This window comes from Hydrogenispora ethanolica (assembly GCF_004340685.1).
Classification (GTDB): domain Bacteria; phylum Bacillota; class UBA4882; order UBA8346; family UBA8346; genus Hydrogenispora; species Hydrogenispora ethanolica.
This window is the reverse complement of record NZ_SLUN01000045.1, coordinates 13,262-32,018: the sequence shown is the minus strand read 5'-3', so window position 1 is coordinate 32,018 and position 18,757 is coordinate 13,262. Positions and strand designations below refer to the sequence as shown.

Annotated in this window: 14 protein-coding genes; 10 read left to right on the top strand and 4 right to left on the bottom strand. The window is 58.7% G+C overall.

The genetic code is table 11. The features are described from left to right. Positions 1 to 403 precede the first annotated feature (403 nt). Positions 404 to 784 (bottom strand): VOC family protein, encoded by a 381-nt coding sequence (locus EDC14_RS23590; RefSeq protein ID WP_132017066.1) that lies wholly within the window; start codon positions 782 to 784, stop codon positions 404 to 406. A 395-nt stretch (positions 785 to 1,179) separates the two neighbouring features. On the opposite strand from EDC14_RS23590, the gene EDC14_RS23585 reads away from it, so the two are divergent. From EDC14_RS23585 to EDC14_RS23560, 6 genes are all read left to right on the top strand, one after another. After that, positions 1,180 to 2,565 carry a sensor histidine kinase gene (locus tag EDC14_RS23585; RefSeq protein ID WP_132017064.1) on the top strand — a complete coding sequence of 462 codons (1,386 nt, stop codon included), beginning with the start codon at positions 1,180 to 1,182 and terminating at the stop codon, positions 2,563 to 2,565. Then, positions 2,450 to 3,067, top strand: a complete 618-nt coding sequence (locus EDC14_RS26955) for a response regulator (RefSeq protein ID WP_243663096.1) — start codon at positions 2,450 to 2,452, stop codon at positions 3,065 to 3,067. Before EDC14_RS23585 ends, EDC14_RS26955 begins: the two co-directional genes overlap by 116 nt. A gap of 359 nt (positions 3,068 to 3,426) precedes the next feature. Beyond that, positions 3,427 to 4,698 (top strand): ABC transporter substrate-binding protein, encoded by a 1,272-nt coding sequence (locus EDC14_RS23575; protein ID WP_132017060.1) that lies wholly within the window; start codon positions 3,427 to 3,429, stop codon positions 4,696 to 4,698. 64 nt (positions 4,699 to 4,762) lie between these two features. Continuing rightward, positions 4,763 to 5,623, top strand: coding sequence for a carbohydrate ABC transporter permease (locus EDC14_RS23570; protein ID WP_132017058.1), 861 nt, complete (start codon positions 4,763 to 4,765; stop codon positions 5,621 to 5,623). A 10-nt stretch (positions 5,624 to 5,633) separates the two neighbouring features. Then, positions 5,634 to 6,479, top strand: a complete 846-nt coding sequence (locus EDC14_RS23565; protein WP_132017056.1) for a carbohydrate ABC transporter permease — start codon at positions 5,634 to 5,636, stop codon at positions 6,477 to 6,479. Between the two features lie 45 nt (positions 6,480 to 6,524). After that, on the top strand, positions 6,525 to 7,346 hold the full coding sequence (locus EDC14_RS23560) for a sugar phosphate isomerase/epimerase family protein (RefSeq protein WP_165908268.1): 822 nt from the start codon (positions 6,525 to 6,527) through the stop codon (positions 7,344 to 7,346). 270 nt (positions 7,347 to 7,616) lie between these two features. Here the strand turns inward: EDC14_RS23560 and EDC14_RS23555 are convergent, their stop codons facing one another. Further along, positions 7,617 to 10,934: a methyl-accepting chemotaxis protein gene (locus tag EDC14_RS23555; RefSeq protein WP_132017052.1), complete on the bottom strand. Its 3,318-nt coding sequence runs from the start codon at positions 10,932 to 10,934 to the stop codon at positions 7,617 to 7,619. 819 nt (positions 10,935 to 11,753) lie between these two features. Between EDC14_RS23555 and EDC14_RS23550 the strand changes: the two genes are divergently transcribed. The 4 genes from EDC14_RS23550 (at position 11,754) to pdxR (ending at position 16,250) form a co-directional block, all read left to right on the top strand. Continuing rightward, positions 11,754 to 13,490, top strand: coding sequence for a radical SAM/SPASM domain-containing protein (locus EDC14_RS23550; RefSeq protein ID WP_132017050.1), 1,737 nt, complete (start codon positions 11,754 to 11,756; stop codon positions 13,488 to 13,490). Further along, positions 13,477 to 14,196, top strand: coding sequence for a hypothetical protein (locus EDC14_RS23545; RefSeq protein WP_132017048.1), 720 nt, complete (start codon positions 13,477 to 13,479; stop codon positions 14,194 to 14,196). Before EDC14_RS23550 ends, EDC14_RS23545 begins: the two co-directional genes overlap by 14 nt. A gap of 110 nt (positions 14,197 to 14,306) precedes the next feature. Further along, a complete protein-coding gene (locus tag EDC14_RS23540; RefSeq protein WP_132017046.1) occupies positions 14,307 to 14,807 on the top strand; it encodes an HD domain-containing protein in 501 nt (166 codons plus the stop codon). A 36-nt stretch (positions 14,808 to 14,843) separates the two neighbouring features. Continuing rightward, positions 14,844 to 16,250: a MocR-like pyridoxine biosynthesis transcription factor PdxR gene (gene pdxR, locus EDC14_RS23535; protein ID WP_132017044.1), complete on the top strand. Its 1,407-nt coding sequence runs from the start codon at positions 14,844 to 14,846 to the stop codon at positions 16,248 to 16,250. Here pdxR and EDC14_RS23530 read toward each other — a convergent pair. Together EDC14_RS23530 and EDC14_RS23525 are read right to left on the bottom strand one after the other, a co-directional pair. Continuing rightward, positions 16,242 to 17,171 carry a DMT family transporter gene (locus EDC14_RS23530; protein WP_132017042.1) on the bottom strand — a complete coding sequence of 310 codons (930 nt, stop codon included), beginning with the start codon at positions 17,169 to 17,171 and terminating at the stop codon, positions 16,242 to 16,244. The two genes, pdxR and EDC14_RS23530, sit on opposite strands and share 9 nt — an antisense overlap. Positions 17,172 to 17,325: 154 nt before the next feature. After that, a complete protein-coding gene (locus EDC14_RS23525) occupies positions 17,326 to 18,495 on the bottom strand; it encodes an MFS transporter (protein ID WP_132017040.1) in 1,170 nt (389 codons plus the stop codon). Positions 18,496 to 18,757 lie beyond the last annotated feature (262 nt).

The following is an 18,757-nucleotide window of genomic DNA, read 5'->3' as shown; positions in this document are numbered from 1 at the left end:
GATCCTATTCAATGATCCCGTTTATCCACAAAAATAGATGGCTTATCCACAAAAAGAGCTTGCTGAGCGACTGAGCAAGCTCATTCTTGCGAAAAAGAGCTTGTTCATTCACAAAATGAGCTTGCTTATCCACAAAAAGAGCTCGCTCGACGACTGAACAAGCTCGCTCATTCACAAAACAAGCTTGTTTATTCACAAAAAGAGCTTGTTGAGTGATTGAGCGAGCTCTTTTTCCCCAAAATGAGCTCCTTGAACGACTGAGCGAGCTCTTTCAGTCACCAAAAGAGATCCGTTACCCGCAAAAGGTTCTCTTTCAGCCCCTCAACCCGGTCACTGAGAGTATCAAGTTACCTCCGCGGGGAAATACGGAGGCATCATCGGGATTAAGTCTCGCCAGCATCCTCTAGTTCAAACGGTGTACGATCTCATACTTGTTCCCGCACGGATCCTCGAAATAAGCTGCGTAATAGGTCGGGCTGATCGGAAAAAGCCTCGGCCCGTCGCTGATTTTCCCGCCGCTTCGGACCACCAGTTCCGCGATCCGGTCTACCTGCTCCTGATTCTCAGCCCAAAATCCGATCAGATTCGCATCCGGCCGATGGCCGGGATCTTCGGTAATGGCAAAATAAGCCGCTTCCGGCAAATCCCCGTCCGCCGCGAACACTCTCCAACGCTCGCTGTGGAAAGTGCGGGTAAAGCCCAGGGCCGGCAGGAGCGCTTCATAGAAAGGCAACACGGCTTGGAAACTGTTGACCCTCAAATCGACATGGCTGAAGGGATTCATCGTCAAAAACCTCCTTATAAGTTGGATTCCGGAAAGGATATAAAAACTTCGGCATCGAGCCGGCAAAGGGGCAAGAGACTGAAATGCCGGATTCCGGGTACCTTGCGGCATCCAGTTGATTTCATTATAAAGCATCGCCCGGGGAGTTGCAAAAGAAATGAGACAGCTCAAGCTATCGACGGGAAAGGCAAACTTGCCGATAAAAGAACGGAAGGGCATATTCGCGGCTGCCGTTCGGCCGGCCCGGCGTTTCGTTGAAGGAGTTTCCGGAAAAACCGCCGAAATAGTCGGAATAGCGGATCCGAAGCCGATGAAAATCACCGGTGCAGGGTTTTCATCGGGAATCCGCTTGAAAATGAGTCGTTGCAGCGATGAACGGATGGGAAGGGTAACCGGTGGAGTTGTATCGCAAAGTGGTTTACACACTCATCAACCTCCTGGTGCACCTGGCGGTCCTCCATGACTACTGGGACAGCAATTTGGCGTCGATCTATCCCCAGAAATGGTCCAGCCAGTTTACCATCGCCATCCTGCTGCTGTTGCTGCTGGCCCTGCCGATGCCGTTTGGAAAACCCTTCTTGCAGCAGGGCCTCTTTTTCTGCCGGCTGTTTTTGATCCTGGCGATATCCTTTCCGTTCATCGAATACCCGGGCAACTTCGGCCTTTTACTGATGCTGCTGGCATTCGAAGGTTTTTTTTATTTCTCCAAACGGAGCGCCATCGGCCTGGGCGGCCTCGTCATCGCTTTCCTGTACTGGCTGTACTCCTCGCCGGTGCAATTGTGGGGCTATTACACACCGCAACAATCGCCCAAGCTGGTGGCGTTCATTACGCTCTCGCTCAACTGCCTGCTGGGCGGGATCGTCGGCGAGCTGCTGTCCCGGGAGCAACGCCAGCGGCAGCAGGAAAAGGAACTCATCGGCGAGATGCATTCGGCCAACCGGTATTTGGCCGAGGCCAATATCCAGCTGCAAGACACGGCGGCCCAGGCCGAATTGTCGTCGATGTTCCGCGAACGGACCCGGATCGCCCGGGAGATCCATGATTCCATCGCCTACACGCTCACCAACCTCATCGCCCTGCTCAATGCGCACCGGGCCGAGGTCCAGGAGGAGGGGCAGACAGTCTCGCAAAAGATCGAAGAGGCCCGCATGCTGGCCCGCGAGGGACTGACCGATCTCCGCCGCGCGCTGCGGGCCTTGCGCCCCCGGGAGAACGAGGGCTATAACGGCTTGGGCTCCATCCTGCGGCTGGCCAAAGTCTTTCAGCAGGCGACCGGGATCGCCATCAATGTCCATTACGGCCAAGTTCCCCAGTATATCGGGGAAAAGCTGGAGCAGGTGATTTACCGCCTGGTCCAGGAAGGGCTGACCAATGCCTTCCGCCATGGCCGGGCCAGCGAGGTTTTCATCGCCTTTCACCTCGTCCGGGAGGGGGTCGAGGTCCTGGTCAAGGACAATGGCTGCGGCACGGCGACGCTGCCCGAAGCGGGCGTCTCCGGGTTCGGGCTGGTTGGAGTCCATGAACGGGTATCCGAGTTGGGCGGCACAGTGAAGGTCCACTCGAAGCCGGGCGATGGATTTACACTGCAAGTATGGTTACCCTTGCCAAAGGAGGCAGAGACCGATGGAGCCACTCGAGATCATTATCGTGGACGATCAGAAACTGTTCCGGGAGAATCTGAAGATCGTCATCAACCTGCAAGTTCCCAACGCCAGGGTGGTGGGGATGGCCACCAACGGCCGGGAAGCGTTGGAGATCTGCCGGAACACGCCTCATAATCTGATTCTGCTGGATATCCGGATGCCGGAGATGGACGGGGTGGAATTCATCCGCTGGCTCAGGGCGTCCGGGGACCAGTGCAAGGTGATCGTCCTGACCACCTTCGATGACGATGAATACGTCTTCGAAGCCCTGCGTCTGGGGGCAGTCGGCTATCTGCTCAAAGACATCGATCCCGAGGAACTGACCAAAGCGATTCAGACCGTCCAGGGCGGCGGGACGCTCATATCGCCCGCCATCGCCACCAAGCTTGTAAAAGAGGTTACCCGGTACCGGGCGGTAGATCCGGCGGTCTCCAAGGAGATTCTGGCCAAGCTGACCCCCCGCGAGATCGATGTGCTGCACCGGCTGGCCCAGGGAGAGGACAACCGGGAGATCGCCAGCCAACTGCAACTGGCCGAAGGCACGGTCAAAAACTACATCAGCAGCATCTATGAGAAGCTTGAGCTGAAAGACCGCGCCCAAGCGATCCGTTTCGCCATCATGCACGGCCTGTTGTAGTCCGACCGGCCGGAAACGACCCGCCTCGCGACTCCCGCACATGACTCCAGTCATACCCGCCGCGGATAATCATGACTAAAATAATGAACATGAGCACTGGCTGGCCCGCCAGTGCTTGTGTTACATTTTAGTCAAACATCATTAACCTGAACGCAATATTTCCAATTTCCGTTCCGTTTTTCAGCCTCGGATTCCTTGTTGCATTTCCATGCCCAGTCCTCTTTGACAGGCACGTCCGCGATAACGCGGCGTTCCTGGGCTTATAGGCGTCAACCCGCTAGAAAAACCAGGCGGGAGGAGGTGATCCCGGCAAACCGTACGGTCCACTGAAACGATAAAAACAATGAGGGGGAGATTGAGTGAAGAAGTTATTCCTGATTTGCCTGGTAGCATTATTGGCCTTTTCCAATCAGATTCTGGCCGCCAAGACCGTGGTCCGGTTCCAGGACTGGCATATGACCGAGGAAGTATGGCTCAAATGCCTCAAAGAGATCAAGGCCGACTATGAGAAGCTCCATCCCGACGTGGAGATCCGCTTTGAACCCGTCTCGCAGCCCGAGAAGGCTAAAAAGTTCGTGATCGCCTCCGAAGCGAAAAACGCTCCGGACGTGGTCCACTGCGAGATTCAGGACATTCCGCCCTATATCATGAAAGATTACCTGCTGGACCTGACGCCGCTGATCAAAAAGGAGCATAAAGGGTTCTTCGATCAATTCGCCAATAACGCCAAGGCCATCTGCGTCCAAAAAGGCAAGATCATGGCGATGCCGGACAGCGACCAGACCATCGTCCTTTTCTACAATACCGAGCTGTATAAAAAGGCCGGCCTGGATCCCAACAAACCGCCGAAGACCTGGAACGAGTTCGTCCAGTACGGCAAGAAACTGACCAACGGCAAGGATCAATGGGGCTTCGGCATGGTCGCCAACAAGAGCGCCTCGCTGATCAGCCGTTTCTTCCCGATCCTCTGGTCCTTCGGCGGCGATATCTTTAACGCCAAGATGACCAAATCGATGCTGGATTCGCCCGATTCCATCAGAGCCTTCAAATTCTACGTCGATCTCTTGCTGAAGGAAGGGATCACTCCGCCGACCCCCAACGAGATGTCGGCCCAGGACGTCCGGACCTACATGGCCCAGGAGAAGGTCGCGATGAAGTTCGGTTCCGGCTGGACCATCTCGATCATCGACGGGATCAACCCGGCGCTGAAAGCCGCCGAGGTGTTGCGCTGCGCGCCGTTGCCGGTGGGCAAGAAGAAAGTCACCTTCGCCCAGATGGACTTCTGGGGAATCAGCGCCTACACCAAGCATAAAGACGCCGCCTGGCAATGGGTCAAATACTTGACCAGCAAGGACGTTCAGCTCAAGATCTTCAAGGACAACGGCGTCACCTCCGCCCGGAAGGACGTCGGCGAATCGCCGCTGGTCAAAAACGATAAATTCGCCAGCGTGATCGTATCCCAGATTCCTCACGGCAAAGCGATGCCGATGTTCATCGGAATGAGCGAAGTCAACGATGCGATTATCGTCGCCGCCCAAGAGGCCCTCGTCAAAATCAAGCCGGCCGAGCAAGCCATCCGGGATGCTTCCGCCAAAGTGAACGCGATTATCGCCCGCTACAAGAATCAGTAATTTCCGCGATTGAAGGCCGGGGGATGGGGTTTTAACCCATCCCCCGGAATTTGGGGGTAGATTCATGAGATCACCGATGAGTGACAAAATGTTGGCTTTGCTGCTGGTGCTGCCCGCATCGCTGGTGCTCTTTTTCGTCCTGTTGTTTCCGATCGTGTCCACTTTGACGCTGAGCTTCGGCATCACCTTTGACAAGTACGACTTCACCTTTCATCACTATACCCGCTTGTTTTCCGACCCGGAGTTTTGGAACAGCTTGAAAAACACGTTAACCTTTGTACCCCTGTCGGTGCTGGGCGATTTCGTTCTGGGGCTGGCGGTGGCGCTGCTGTTGAATCAGACGATTCGCGGCAAAGGCTTTTTCCGGGTGCTGACCATCCTGCCCTGGATGATTCCCAGCGTCGTCACGGCGGCCACGTGGCGCTGGATGTACAATCCGGTCTCGGGGATCATCAATGCAGTCTTGATGCAGCTGGGCTTCATTCATGAACCCATTTTATGGCTGAGCACTCCCTCCACCGCGATGTTCAGCATCATCGTGGCCAATATTTGGCGCGGCTTCCCCTATGTGATGCTGGTGCTGCTGGCGGGGCTGCAGACGATACCCCACGATATTTACGAGGCGGGCGCCATCGACGGGGTCAATGTCTGGCAACGCTTCTACTATCTGACCCTGCCCAACCTGAAGAAGAGTATCGCCGTGGTATTGGCCCTGGTGACAGTGTGGGAGTTCCGCCAGATCGATCTGGTGATGACCATGACGGGGGGCGGACCCGGGACACTCACCGACGTGCTGGTTACCACGATCTATAAACAGTATTTTCAGTTCTTCCAGTTCGAGTACGCTTCGGCGATCGCCATTGTGATGAGCGTCTTTATGCTGGTGGTTAGCATCCCGTATATCAAAGGGATCCTGGCGGATTAGGAGGACAGCGATGTTGTTATCACCCAAGGCCAAAAAAGTCTGGTTCACCCGTTCAGTCTATTTCATGCTGTTTTTAGTGGGCATCTTCATTTTGTTCCCGGTCGCCTGGATGGCGTCGACCGCGCTCAAGACCGAGCAGGAGGCGCTGGCCATTCCCCCGACCTTGCTGCCGAAAGTGGCCACGGTTTTCGGGTTTGAGTATATGTGGCAGATGAAGCCGTTCTTGAAATACTTCATGAATAGCCTGTTGACCGCCGGGCCGACCGCGCTGATTTCCACCCTCTTCGGCGGGCTGGCGGCGTACTCGGTCTCCCGGTTCCGGTTCGCCTATCGCAAGCCGTTCATGACCATCGTGTTGTGCACCCAGATGATTCCCGGCGTATTGCTGGTCGGCCCGTATTTCAAAGTCTTGAATCAATTCGGCCTCTTTGATACCCATTTCGGGCTGACCCTGGGCTATACCGCGGTGGCCCTGCCCTTCTGCACCTGGATGCTGAAAGGCTATTTCGACAGCGTGCCTCGGGAACTCGACGAAGCGGCCCTGGTGGACGGTTGCACCAAGATCGGGGCGCTCTTTGTAGTGATTCTGCCCTTATCGGTGCCGGGGATGGTGGCCACCGGAATTTTCGCCTTCCTGCTGGCCTGGGGCGACTTGCTCTGGGCGTTGTGCCTGACCTCTTCGGAGACGGTGACCACGGTGACCCTGGGCATCGCCAACAGCGTCGGCGAGTACCGGGTGGTTTGGCCGGCCTTGATGGCCGCGGCCCTGATCGCCTGCGTTCCCTCGGTGGTCTTCTACTCCTTCCTGCAGAAGTATATCGTCGGCGGAATGACCAAGGGAGGCGTCAAGGGATGACGCGGGGGTTGCGGGCTGAGTAACTTATGAATGGAGGACGACTTCATGCAATTGAGCATTACCATTTCCACTCCGGGATCGAAGTTCGCCCCGATTGTGCTGCAAGGAGAGTATGCGGCCGAGATTGAGCACGCCGCCCGCCTGGGATTTGCCGCGGTGGAGTTGCATATCCGCGATCCCAAGGCCATCGACCGCGCCGCGATCCGGGAGGCATTGCGCCGGACCGGGCTGGCCGTCTCGACCATTGGCACCGGACAGGCGTATGTCGATGAACGGCTCTGTTTCTCCGACCCCGATCCGGGAATCCGCGCCATGGCGGTGCAACGGATCCGGGATCAGATCGATTTTGCGGCCCAACTGGGAACCAAGGTCATTATCGGCACCATCAAAGGCAACCTGCCGGCCGACCCCGGCCAGACCGCGGCCACCCGGGAACGGATCGTCGCCTGCCTGAGCGAGTGCGCATCCTATGCGGCCCAATCCGGCGTGACGCTGACCCTGGAGGCGATTAACCGCTATGAAAGCAATTTTCTGAATTCAGCCGCCGATACCGTGGCTTTCATCCAGAGCATCGGCTCGCCTGCCCTGGGGCTGCACCTGGATACGTTTCATATGAATATCGAGGAGTCCGACATCGCGGCGGCGATCAAAACCTCCGCGCCGTATTTGGCGCATATTCATTTCGCCGACAGCAACCGCTGGCCGCCGGGAATGGGCCACTTGGATTTCGGGCGGATCGTGGCGAGCCTGAAGGAAGCGGGCTATCAGGGCTTCATGGGCGTGGAGTGCCTGCCGCGGCCGGCGGCGGAGAGCGCCGCCCGCCAGAGCCTGGAACATATCGGAAAGATTATGGCCGATCTCCAATAAGGCGGCCGGCCGACCGGAACGCCGCTTGGGATCGCGCTCAAGCCGAGAGACCCTTCGCGGTAAGCGCAATGTCGTCAAGCGATGATTACATATCTTGGAATTTGGTTTCAACGGTGCCTACGATGTAGACGATATGCGGGCCAACCGGGGCATTCATGCCCCGGTTGGCGTTCAATTTTGCCAGCTAAATTTTTCCACGATAGCTTGATGACATTGCGCTTACTGCGAAGGGTCTCTTGCTACCATGATGAGATATGCGAAAAACGCCGCTCAGTACTTCCCGAAGTCCAGCGGATTCGGAAGGGGCTGATCCCCGCCGGCCGCCGCGACTGGCCGCCGGCTCGGGCGGATGGTTTCACCGGCTCCGTCCCGCGCCGGGTCCGCCAGAGCCGAATCCCCGGCCGGAACGGAATTGCCTTTGAGTTTGAACCGCAGGAGCATGCCTTTCAGCCGCTCGGCCTGGCTCGCCAGCTCCTCGCTGGCCGCCGCGCTCTGCTCGGTGGTGGCGGTATGGGTCTGGGTGACCTGGGCTACTTGATGGAGGCCCTGATTGACCTGGGCGATGCCGGTGGCCTGTTCGTTGGAGGCCGCGGCGATCTCTCCGACCAGGACGGCGGTCTGGGAGACCCCCTCGACGATGCGGGTCAGGGCCTCCGCCGTCTCATTGGCGATTGCGGTTCCCGCCGCCACCTTCCGGACGGAGCCCTCGATCAGCGCGGTGGTCTCTTTGGCAGCGGTGGCGCTGCGCGCCGCCAAGTTGCGGACTTCCTCGGCCACCACCGCGAAACCCTTGCCGTGCTGGCCGGCGCGGGCCGCCTCGACTGCCGCGTTCAGGGCCAGGATGTTGGTTTGAAAAGCGATCTCATCGATGACCTTGATGATCTTGGAGATGTCGGTGGAGGCCGCGGCGATCTCCGCCATCGCCGCCAGCATCTGCTGCATCCGGTCGTTGCCCAGGGCGGCCTGCTCTTGGGCGGCCCCCGAAAGCTGGTTGGCCTGGCCGGCGTTGACGGCATTTTGACGGGTTTGGGCGGCGATCTCGGTCATCGAGGCGGTAATCTCCTGGACGGTGCTGGCCTGTTCGGTGGCGGCCTGGGAGAGAACCTGGCTGGAGTCGGAGATGTGTTCGGCGCCGATGGCCACTTGCGCCGCGGCGCGATCCAACTCCAGCAGCACCTGGTTGAAGGAGGACAGGGTGTGGTTCACGGCCCGGGCGATCCGGGCATGATCCCCCTGATAGGCTCCGGTCACCCCGGTATCCAGGTTTCCCTCGGCGATCTGCTGCAAGACGCCGGAGGCCTCGGCGATGGGCGCCAGAACGGCATCCAGCGTCTGGTTGAATCCGGTTACGATCTTTTGGTAGCCGCCGGCGAAACGTCCGGCATCGCCGCGGACCGTCAAGTCGCCGGCCAGTGCGGCGCCGGACAGCCGGTTCACCTCGTCGATCAGGTTCTGAATGCTCTGCATCATGGCGGTGAAAGCGGGCAGCAGCTGATCATGTTCGGAGCGTTTGCCGATCTCCCGGAACTCCGCCAGGCGGGAGGTGTCGCCGCCGGCCACCCGGACGGCGATATCCTGCAAACTGAGCAGCCGGTCGCGGACAGCATTGATCTCCGCCGCAAACTGGCGCAGCATTCCCTGGTACTGCTCCCGATCCATCTCCAGCGAGAAATCGTTGACGCCCATCTTCTGGAGCACCTTCATGGCGTCTTGCAAAGGAGCGACGATTGCATCCAGGGTTTGGTTAAAACCCGCGATCACCCGGCCGTAGTCGCCGGCAAATTGCGCCGCGTCGCCGCGCGCCTCCAGCTTTCCGGCGACCGCCGCCTCGGACAGGCGCAACGACTCGTGGATCAGTCCTTGCACGCTTTCCATCATCGCCACGAACGCCGGCAGCAGTTGATCATTTTCGCTGCGCTTCCCGGCCTCTTTCAGTAGGGGCAAGGCGTGGAAATCGCCCCGAGCCAGAGCGTTGGTGACCCTTTGAATCGTCAGCAGGCATTCGCGGACCTCATGGATGGCGTGAGTAATCTCGCCGTAGACGCCGGGGTAATCCCCTTCCAAGTCCAGCGTGAAGTCGTTCAACGCCATCCGCTGCAGCACCGCGTTGCTTTCGACCAGGGCGCCCAAGCCGTCGATGCAGGCGTTGATGCTTTCTTTGATCTGCCGGAAGTCGCCGGGATAGTTGTCGGTAATCTTGGCCGGAATCTCGCCCCGGCCGATTTGGCTGATATATCCGGCCGTCATCTGCAAGGGCTGGATCACCGCGTCCAGGGTTTGGTTAAACCCGGCGATGATCGCGGCGTAGGCGCCTTCAAAGCGGGCTTGGTCGCCCCGGGCCCGCAGATCGCCGGAGATGGCCGAATGGGTCAGCCGGTCGGCCTCGGCGATCAGGTTGCGCAGCGACTCGGCCATCCGGCTCAGGCTGTGGGACAGGATATCCGCGTCGGAACGGGCCCGGATGGCGACATCCAGATCGCCAGCGGCGATCCGCCCCGCAACCTGGGCTTGTTCCCGGATGTTGGCGGTCATCTCGTCGAAGGCGTGCATCAGGTCGCCGATCTCGTCCCCGGAGGAGGCCGCCACGTTCACCCGGATATCGCCCGCCGCCAGTTGCTTGGCGGCCTGTAACAGCCGGGCAATGGGCCGGCTGACATAGGTCCGGGTGATCCAAAAGATGCTTCCGAGCACCAGGACCAGCGCGGTCAGCGAGATCAGCAAAAAGTTCCGCCCGAGGTCATAGGCTCCTTTGAAAAGGACCGCCTTGGGCGCGGTGATCGCCAGCGACCAGCCGATCCCGGGGAGCGGGGCGTAGGCCATCAGCCTGGCGGAACCCTGATAGGGATAGCCGCCGACCCCGGACTCGCCCTTCACCATGCGCTGTTCCAGGGCCACCAGCTCCTTGAGCCGGGGGTCTTTCTTCACGTTTGCGAAACTGTTATCCTGCCGGACCACCAGTTCGGTCCGGGGATGGGCGATGGTCGTGCCGTTTTGGTCCAGTATGAAGGCATAGCCTTGGCCGCCGGCCACCTCGATATTCTTGATCAGCTGGCCCACCCCAAACCAGTCAAAAGTGGCGAAGAGCACCCCGCGGACCTGGCCGGCCTGATCGCGGATGGGGCTGGCGATCACGACGACCGTCTTTTGATCGTTCTTGCTGGTCAAGGGTTCGCTGATATTGGTGATCCCCTGGCGCGCCTTTTGAAAGAAGGGGCGTTCCGCCAAATTCTTCGGTTCGCCGCTGGTATAGCGGGCGTTGCCGTCCAGGTCGAGCACACCCATGCGGTAGCAGCCGATCCGCTGCATCTCGGCGCGGAGCACCGCCAACTGGACCGGCCAATTCATGGAGCGGATCTCTTGCCGGACCGCCAGGCCTTCCACCTTGGCCATCAGCGTCTCGATCTCCCTGGTCGCCAAGTGCGCGCTGTTCTTGGCGGTATTCATCATCAATGAGCTGGTGCTCTGCTCCATGGCGTCCAGCGCCGCCCGGTACGAGACCAGGCCGACGGCTCCGAAAGCGAGTATCAGCAGGATGCCGGTACTGATGACGATCTTGAATCGGATGGGTAAATCATTGAACCATTTCATGCTGTCCACTCTCCTTGTAATCTGTTAAACTCCTTTTCCACCCATCCCTGGCAAAAGCAATCTGTATTTTAAACTTTTTACCAGGCATTTAAGGTCAACTCCCCCCATGTAATGCATTTCAACGGTGAACCGCAAAGTCCTGGTCCGTTACATTGCAGTACGGTAAACAGTTGATCCCGCCGCCGCGCGGCGCGGCAGCCGTGGAATTGGCGCCGGGCCGGCGGGAAAGAGCCGGCTCAGCGAAAAAACTGAATTCATTCATTTTCATTTCGATCGGGAGAATAATTTAAGATTGGCGTAAAAATGATTAATTCATCTTCGAAATCGTAATTATGGCCCAGCCAAATAAATTTGTCGGGCGGATAATTGAATTTTCCATCATGAAAATAGAATTTCCGGAGTGGAAAATTGAAATTTCAAGATGGAGAATTGAAATCTCGGAATAAAGAATTGGAATTTTGATTCCGGAAATTGAAATATTGCTCTCGAAAATCGAATTTTCCGTCTTGAAAATTGAAAATTCCACCAGGAGAACCGTATTTCCCGGCTGAAGAATTAAAATTCATGGATCAAAAATTGAAATTTGTCCTTGGGAATCGGATTTTTGATCCGGATTGACGTTCTTTGGCTTAACCTACTTCGGCAAGCCGGAATCAAACGGGGAATAAAAAACGGCGCTCGCCAACGAAGGGACTTCAGAAGCTACACTGAATTGGGAAAGTTGCGATATACGATTTCTTTATCTTTGCGTTTGCGAAAGGGATTTATCGGAACGGATCGAAATATTACGACAAATCAATAAAAAACGAGGAACTCAATTTGTTAAACGAAGGAGATTATTATCTTCTATCCGGCAATGTGCGGTTACGTCGCGAAAGTTTCGGGGGGATCGCCTTTGATACGAAAACCGGTCTCACCATGGAACTTGACCGGGAAGCCTTTAGTTTGTTATGGATGGCGCGCCAGGGGATCCCGGTAAATGCTCCAGTCCTTCACGGCAATCATGAAACTGCCCGGGCCGGAGTTGCCAGCATCATGAAGCAGTTTTTGCAGCGGGGTGTTATTCAACGTCAAGTTAAACGCGACGAAATGATACCGGTTTGCGACGACCAGGCTTCAGGCCTCGACGCTTCCGGGCCGCGGCCGGTTTGGCCCGAAACGGGACGGCTGGTCGCTCCGGAAACGGTCCATTGGGCGGTGACGTACCGGTGCCCCTCCAATTGCCCGGATTGTTACACGGCCCGCTTTCCGGGCGAGTTTCAAATGGAAATGACGACCGCTGCCGCTTTTCAGATGTTGGATACCTTGGCGGCTTGGGGCGTCTTCCAATTGGCGATGGGCGGCGGCGAGCCGTTAGTCCGGGAGGATTTGCCGCAACTCGCCGCCCGGGCACGGGAAAATGGCATGGTGGTCCATGTCACCACCGGGCTGGAACGGATCGCTCCGCCTTTACTCCGCCGCCTGGCCGGAGAGGTTCGCTCGCTGCATTTTGGCTTGAGGGACGAACGGTTACTGGGGTCGCCGCGGACGGAGATCTCCCGGCTATCCGATTTGCTGAAAGCCACCGCCGATTTAGGCTTGTTTTGCGGCGTTAATTTGATCTTGTCCAATACGGTGATCCGGAACTTCACGACCATCTGTGAACTGATTGCGCAAACCGGAATCTCCCGGCTGATTCTGCTGCGCTATAAGCCACCGGCCGAAATCGGACGTTGGATCAAGCAAAATCCGACCCCGCAAACTTTACGCCGGTTTGAAACCGTTTTGGCGCAAACGGTCCGTAATTTTCCGGAGTTGGATATCCGGGTTGACTGCGGTTTGAGCTTCCTGCAACGATTCCTGGCGCCGGATAAGGCTTCCGCCGCCGGAATCAAGGGTTGCGCGGCCGCTGAGCGCATTCTGGCGCTGACGCCCGACGGCTCGATCTTTCCGTGTTCGCAACTCATTCACTCCGAATGCCGGATTGGAAATATCCTGACCGATCCGGTGCGCGAGCTTTGGGCGCGGTCGCCGCGGTTACGGTCATACCGCCATTTCCGGGAGAAAGGCGGGTTTGAGGAGACGGCTTGCGGCATTTGCAAAGCCAAATATCAGTGCGGCGGTTGCCGGGTATTTGCCGACGATTTTTGGGGCGCGGATCCCGGTTGTCCCGGCCCGGTTTATCCGGAGCCGCCCCGGCTTGGAAAAGCAGGGCGAAAACTGGATCTGAAAGAATACTGCCAAAAGCATGGCGGGATCAGTGTCGCCCAGTACATGGAACGTTACGGAGTCGGCCAGGAACGGGCGGTCCGGGAATTGAAGGATACCCCGGGGTTGCGGAATAGCGATCCGCGTTCCACCGGACGCAGACTGACTGCTTACTATGGTTATGCCGCTGCGGATCACGAGTTGTTGCTCGACATTCAGGAGAGTATCGGCTTTACTTCGGGAGGGGCTCCGTTTGCCACGCTGGACGAGATCGCCGACTGGGTTACTGATGAGGCCGGAGACGAAACCGGTCATGCCTATCCGCGCTGGATTTTGAAAGGGAGGTTGTCTGATCGTGAAGATTATTAGTATTCGGAACGGGTTTGCGTCCGATCATAGCTCCACATCCTATGAGTTTGCGGCGGTGGACAAACCGCTCGGCAAGGAAGCCCGCCGGGCGGTGGCCGGACTTTCAAGCCGGGCGCGGCCGACGCCCCGGACGGTCAGTTTCGTATATAACGTGGATGGCTACGACATCCCGGGCGGTTGGGAAGCGTTGATGCGCGACTATTATGATGTGATGTACTCCGAGAGCTATGATTGGTGGTTATTGGCGATCGCCTTTAACGCTTCCCCTGAACGACAGGCCGAGCTTCAGCAGTACGATTTTAGAGGCAAAGAAGATTTGGGAATCGATATTGCCTGTTATGGCGAGCGCGTAGTGGTGGCAATTCACTGCCGCCTGAAAGGTGACTATTTGGGTTCCGACGATGACTGGGACTTTATGGAGGACGATGATGCGGAAACGGCAGACGAAGTTGACGGCGAAACCGACCGTACGGATTATGAACCGAATGACCCACTCCTGGCGTTGTTGACCAGAATTCGCCACCAGTTGATGGAAGGAGATTACCGGGCGCTATATGCGGTTTGGGAGGAGTATGGCCAAGCGCTGGTGGAAGATGTTGACGCGGCGGACGAGGATGAATGGCTAACCGCGCCGCCGGAACCGGCCCGGAGCAAAGCTGGGGCGGCCGTAGTCGACAAGTTCCGGGAAATGCTGGATTTACCATGACGATCAAAAAAGCGGGTCGAGATACCGGAGACGGGTAGTGCTCGTAATTTTGGTTCAATCATGGGTTCCGGCATTTTCGCTTGAACCCATGGATAAAGGAGGAACAAAACATGGAAAATGCTCCGGTTGAGCAAGTCAAAGGGAGAATGATCGGGTATTTCGGCAAGGATCTGCGGCGGATCAATCATGCCCTGAAAGTCCATAGCCTGGCGGTCCATATCGGGAGCATGGAGGGCCTCCCCGACGCCGAACTCATCCTGTTGGAGACGGCGGCGCTGTTGCACGATATCGGGATCAAAGAGGCGGAGCTGCGCTATCAATCCGCCGCCGCCCACTATCAGGAAGAACTGGGGCCGGGCGTGGCGCTGGAGCTGTTGGCCGATATGGAGCTGTCCGCCGGCTTCCGGGAGCGTTTGGCATTTCTCATCGGCCACCACCACAGCTACGCCCGGATCGACGGATTGGACTTTCAGATCCTGGTGGAAGCCGACTTCCTGGTCAATATCTTTGAAGACGGCATGGAGCCGCCGGCAGTCCGGAGCATTCGGGAGAAGTATTTCAGGACCCGGACCGGCGCGGCTCTTTGCGACGCCATGTTCGGCAACGGCTGAGGCCGCCGTTGAATCCACAGGCTGGGAAGTGACGGCATGGTCCATATCCATCTGCGGAAGGAAGCAGGCAACCCTTACATCCAACAGATCTACCGGCAAATTCGAGGGATGATTCTGGACGGCGGATTGCCGGCCGGCGAGAAGCTTCCTTCGACCCGCGAGTTGGCCCTGAATCTGAATATCTCCCGGAATACGGTGATCGAAGCTTATGAAATGCTGATCGCCGAAGGGTATCTGGCCAGCGTGCCCGGTTCCGGGATCTATGTGGCCGAGGGAGCGGCTTGCCCGGCCGTTCCGGAGACGATGGCGGAATACCGGCTGACGGCGTTTGCGAGCCAGCCGCTGGCGGCGGATACGATCTGTTTTCACAGCGGCACGCCGGCGCTGGAGCTGTTTCCCCGCTACAAGTGGGGCCGATTGGCGCTGCAGATCATGAACGAAGCGCCCCTGACCGCTCTGGGCTATGATTACCCGCAGGGCCGGCCGGAGCTGCGCCAGACCCTGGCGGCGTACCTGCAGAAGACCCGGGGGATCCGCTGCGATCCGCAGCAGATCCTGGTGACCACCGGCGCCAAACAGGCGCTGACGCTGGTTGCCAAGTGCCTGCTCGGGCCGGACCGCGAGGCCTGGCTGGAGGATCCCACCAATCGCAATGTCCGGCAGATCTTCGGCTATCATACCGCGCGGCTGCTGCCCGTCCCCGTGGACGGCCAGGGAATCGTCACCGCGCGGCTGCCGGCCGGAGGCCGTCCGGCCTTTATTTTCGTCACCCCGTCGCACCAATTTCCGCTGGGCGGGATCCTGCCCGTCCAACGCCGGCTGGAATTGGTCCGCTTCGCCCGGACGGCCGGTTGCTACCTGGTGGAGGATGACTATGACAGCGAGTTCCGCTTCCGGAGCCTGCCCGTCAGCTCGCTGCAGGAATTGGCCCCGGACCGGGTGATCTACGCCGGCACTTTCAGCAAGACGCTCTTTCCCTCGCTGCGCCTCGGCTATCTGGTCCTGCCGCTCCCCCTGGTGGAGCAGTTCAGGGAATGGAAACGGCTCGGCGATCATCACTCCAACTCCCTGAATCAACTCACCTTGACGCGCTTCATCGAGAGCGGCCAATTGGAACGGCATATCGCCCGGATGAGGAAAGTCTATCAAAAGCGACGCGATGTTTTGCTGGACTGTCTGGCCGGAGCGTTCGGAGAAGGAGTCGCCGTTCACGGCGGGGCCGCCGGAATGCATATCGTGGCCGAGTTCGCGGGGGTCGAGTTCACGCCGGACTTGCTGGAAAGGCTGGAACAGTCCGGGGTCGGCGCCGTGCCGGTGGAGGCGCACGCCGCCATTCCGGGCCGCCACCGGAGTCAGCTCATCCTGGGATACGCCCATTTGAGCGAGGCGGAACTGCGCGAAGGAATCAACCGGCTCCGGAAGGCGCTGGCCGCTTCAGGCTGAGCGGTCGGCCGGCGGGGCGGCCAACGCCCGCTTCCGCCGGCCCGAGGCGAGTAGACCCGCCAGGACCAAGGCCGCCCCGCCGCAAAGGTGGCGTCCCGGACGCTCCCCCAAAAGCAGCGGGCTCAGCAGCATGCTGGTGACCGGAACCAGGTAATGAAAGATGATGGTGCGGATCGGATTGGATTTTTGAATCCCGTGATACCAAAAGGAGAACGCCGCCACGGTCCCGCAGAGCACGATATAGGCCATGGCGAGGCCGCCGCGGAGGCTTAAGGCCGACCAGGTTGGAATCGGACTCTGGTACAGGCTGAACGGGATCAGCAAGATGAGGCTGAAGCCCATGGCCAAGGTAGTCAGTTTCACCGGAGAATAGTGGTTGAGCAGGGGTTTGGCGAGGATCCCATAGAGTGAGAACAGCAACGCTCCGGCCAGAACCAGCAAGTCGCCCCACAGATAAGCGGCGTTCATTTGGAGCCCTCCGCCGGAAGCGCCGCCATGGATGATCAGGAAGATGCCGCCGAAGGCGGCCAGGATTCCAGCCCAATTCAGCGAGGTCAGCCGCTCCTCGCCCCGGATGGCGGAGTACAAGCCGGTGAAGATGGGCGAGGTCGAGATGAGCAAGGCGGCATTGGCGGCGGTGGTGCGATGAATGCCGTACGTCCAGAGAATGTTATAGCAACCCACGCCGAGGAGGCCGAGGATCAGAATGGCCGTGCCGTGTTCCTTCCGGAAACGCAGGTCTTCTCCGGTCCAGCGCAACCAGATCACCAGCGCCGCCAGGCTCAGCGTAAAGCGCAGCAACAGAAACTGCCCCTCCGAAACGCCCGCCAGGACCAGCTTGACAACGACGTAATTCAGCCCCCATAACAGGGCCGCCGCCACCGCGTAGCACTCTCCGCCGCCACCATCGAACCGGAACATGGTTCTTCCTCCGCTTTTTCCGTCCTTCGCAATGAAGGGGAATATTCCATTCAACTTATCTAATTAAAGCAGAGATCCGGCCAAAAGTGCAGTACCGGTGGGAGAGAGTTTGGAGGGTACCAGTTCAGTTGGGACGGTTTGCGGCGCTTCCCGCTCATTCCGCCCGTTCCAATGCCGGACGGAGGCTTTCTTTGCGGCCGAGGGCGAGCAGGCAGAACAAAGCCAGGCAGATCGGGACGATGGTCCAGAGATACATCATCCGGTAACCGGCGATCTGGGCCACTGCCCCCCAGAGAATGGAGCCGAGGCCCACCCCGAGATCGAAGCCTGTGAAAAAGGTGCTGTTGGCCGCACCGCGCCGCTCGGAAGGGGCGTCCTTGACCGCCATGGCGGTCAGCCCCGGATTGACGCTGCCATAACCGAGGCCGAAGAGCAGGCCCGCCCAGAGGAACGCACCGAGGTCCCGGGCCAGGTAGAGCAGGAGCATGGCCGCGCCGGTGAGAAGGAGTCCCGGAACGAGGATCACGGCAAAACCGTAACGATCGGCGATTCGGCCGATAAACGGCCGGGTCACCAGCAGGGCGACGACATAGGCGGTGAAGAACGGTCCGACATTGCCGATTCCGAGGTCAGTGGCGTAAAGCCCCAGGAAAGTGATGACCGCGCAGTACGTCATGGCCACGAAGAAGCCGACCGCGGTGGCCGGGATGGCGGTCCGCTCCACCAGGGAGAGTCGCTCCGGAACCGCCGGGCAGCGGGGATAGGCGATGGTGAGCGCCAGCCAGGCTGCTACGCCGGCCAGGAGGGCGGCGCTGAGGAACATCGGCCCGAAACCGAGCCGGTTTACCAGGAACATCCCCAGGGCCGGACCGAGCGCCATGGTGACGGTGCCGGTCAGGCTGAAATAGCCGATTCCCTCACCGAAGCGGGTCTTGGGGATGAGATCGGAGGCCACTGTCGTCGCGGCGGTCTGGCAACTGCCCCAGCCGAAACCATAGAGCAACCGCACCATTAGCAGCAATATCAGGGAGGACGCCAGGGTATTGGCGAGGATCGACGCTCCGAACAGCAGCAGGCCCGCCAGGAAAATGCCTTTGCGTCCGTAACGGTCCATCGTTTGTCCGATCAAAGGCCGGATGAGCACGGCGGAGATGGCAAAGACCCCCATGACCAGGCCGGCCTCGCCGTCGCTGCCGCCCAACCGCTTGACGTACAGCGGGATGGTCGGCAAAAGCATCTGGAACGCCAGAAAGATCAGCGAGTTCAGTACGGCTACGCGCAGGAAGTCTTTGCTCCAAAGCCGGGCGGTATCGGGTTGCTGCATATTGTCATTCTCCTTGGCTTACACCGGGGCCGCTCTCGGCAAAGGTGCGATTCAGCGCGTAGCGTCGTGCGAATATTGGGAGGATGAAACGTTCACGCTTGTCTGGCTTATTATAACTCAATCCTGCGGGGGATGACAATCAAAAAACTGCGGCGCAGGGGGAAGGAGGCTTGGACCCGGTCGTTCCAGCTTTAACGGGGCGACTTTTGCTTTAGAATGAAGTTGCCAGATCTGGAAGCCGTTGCGGGATTTACCGGTGAAA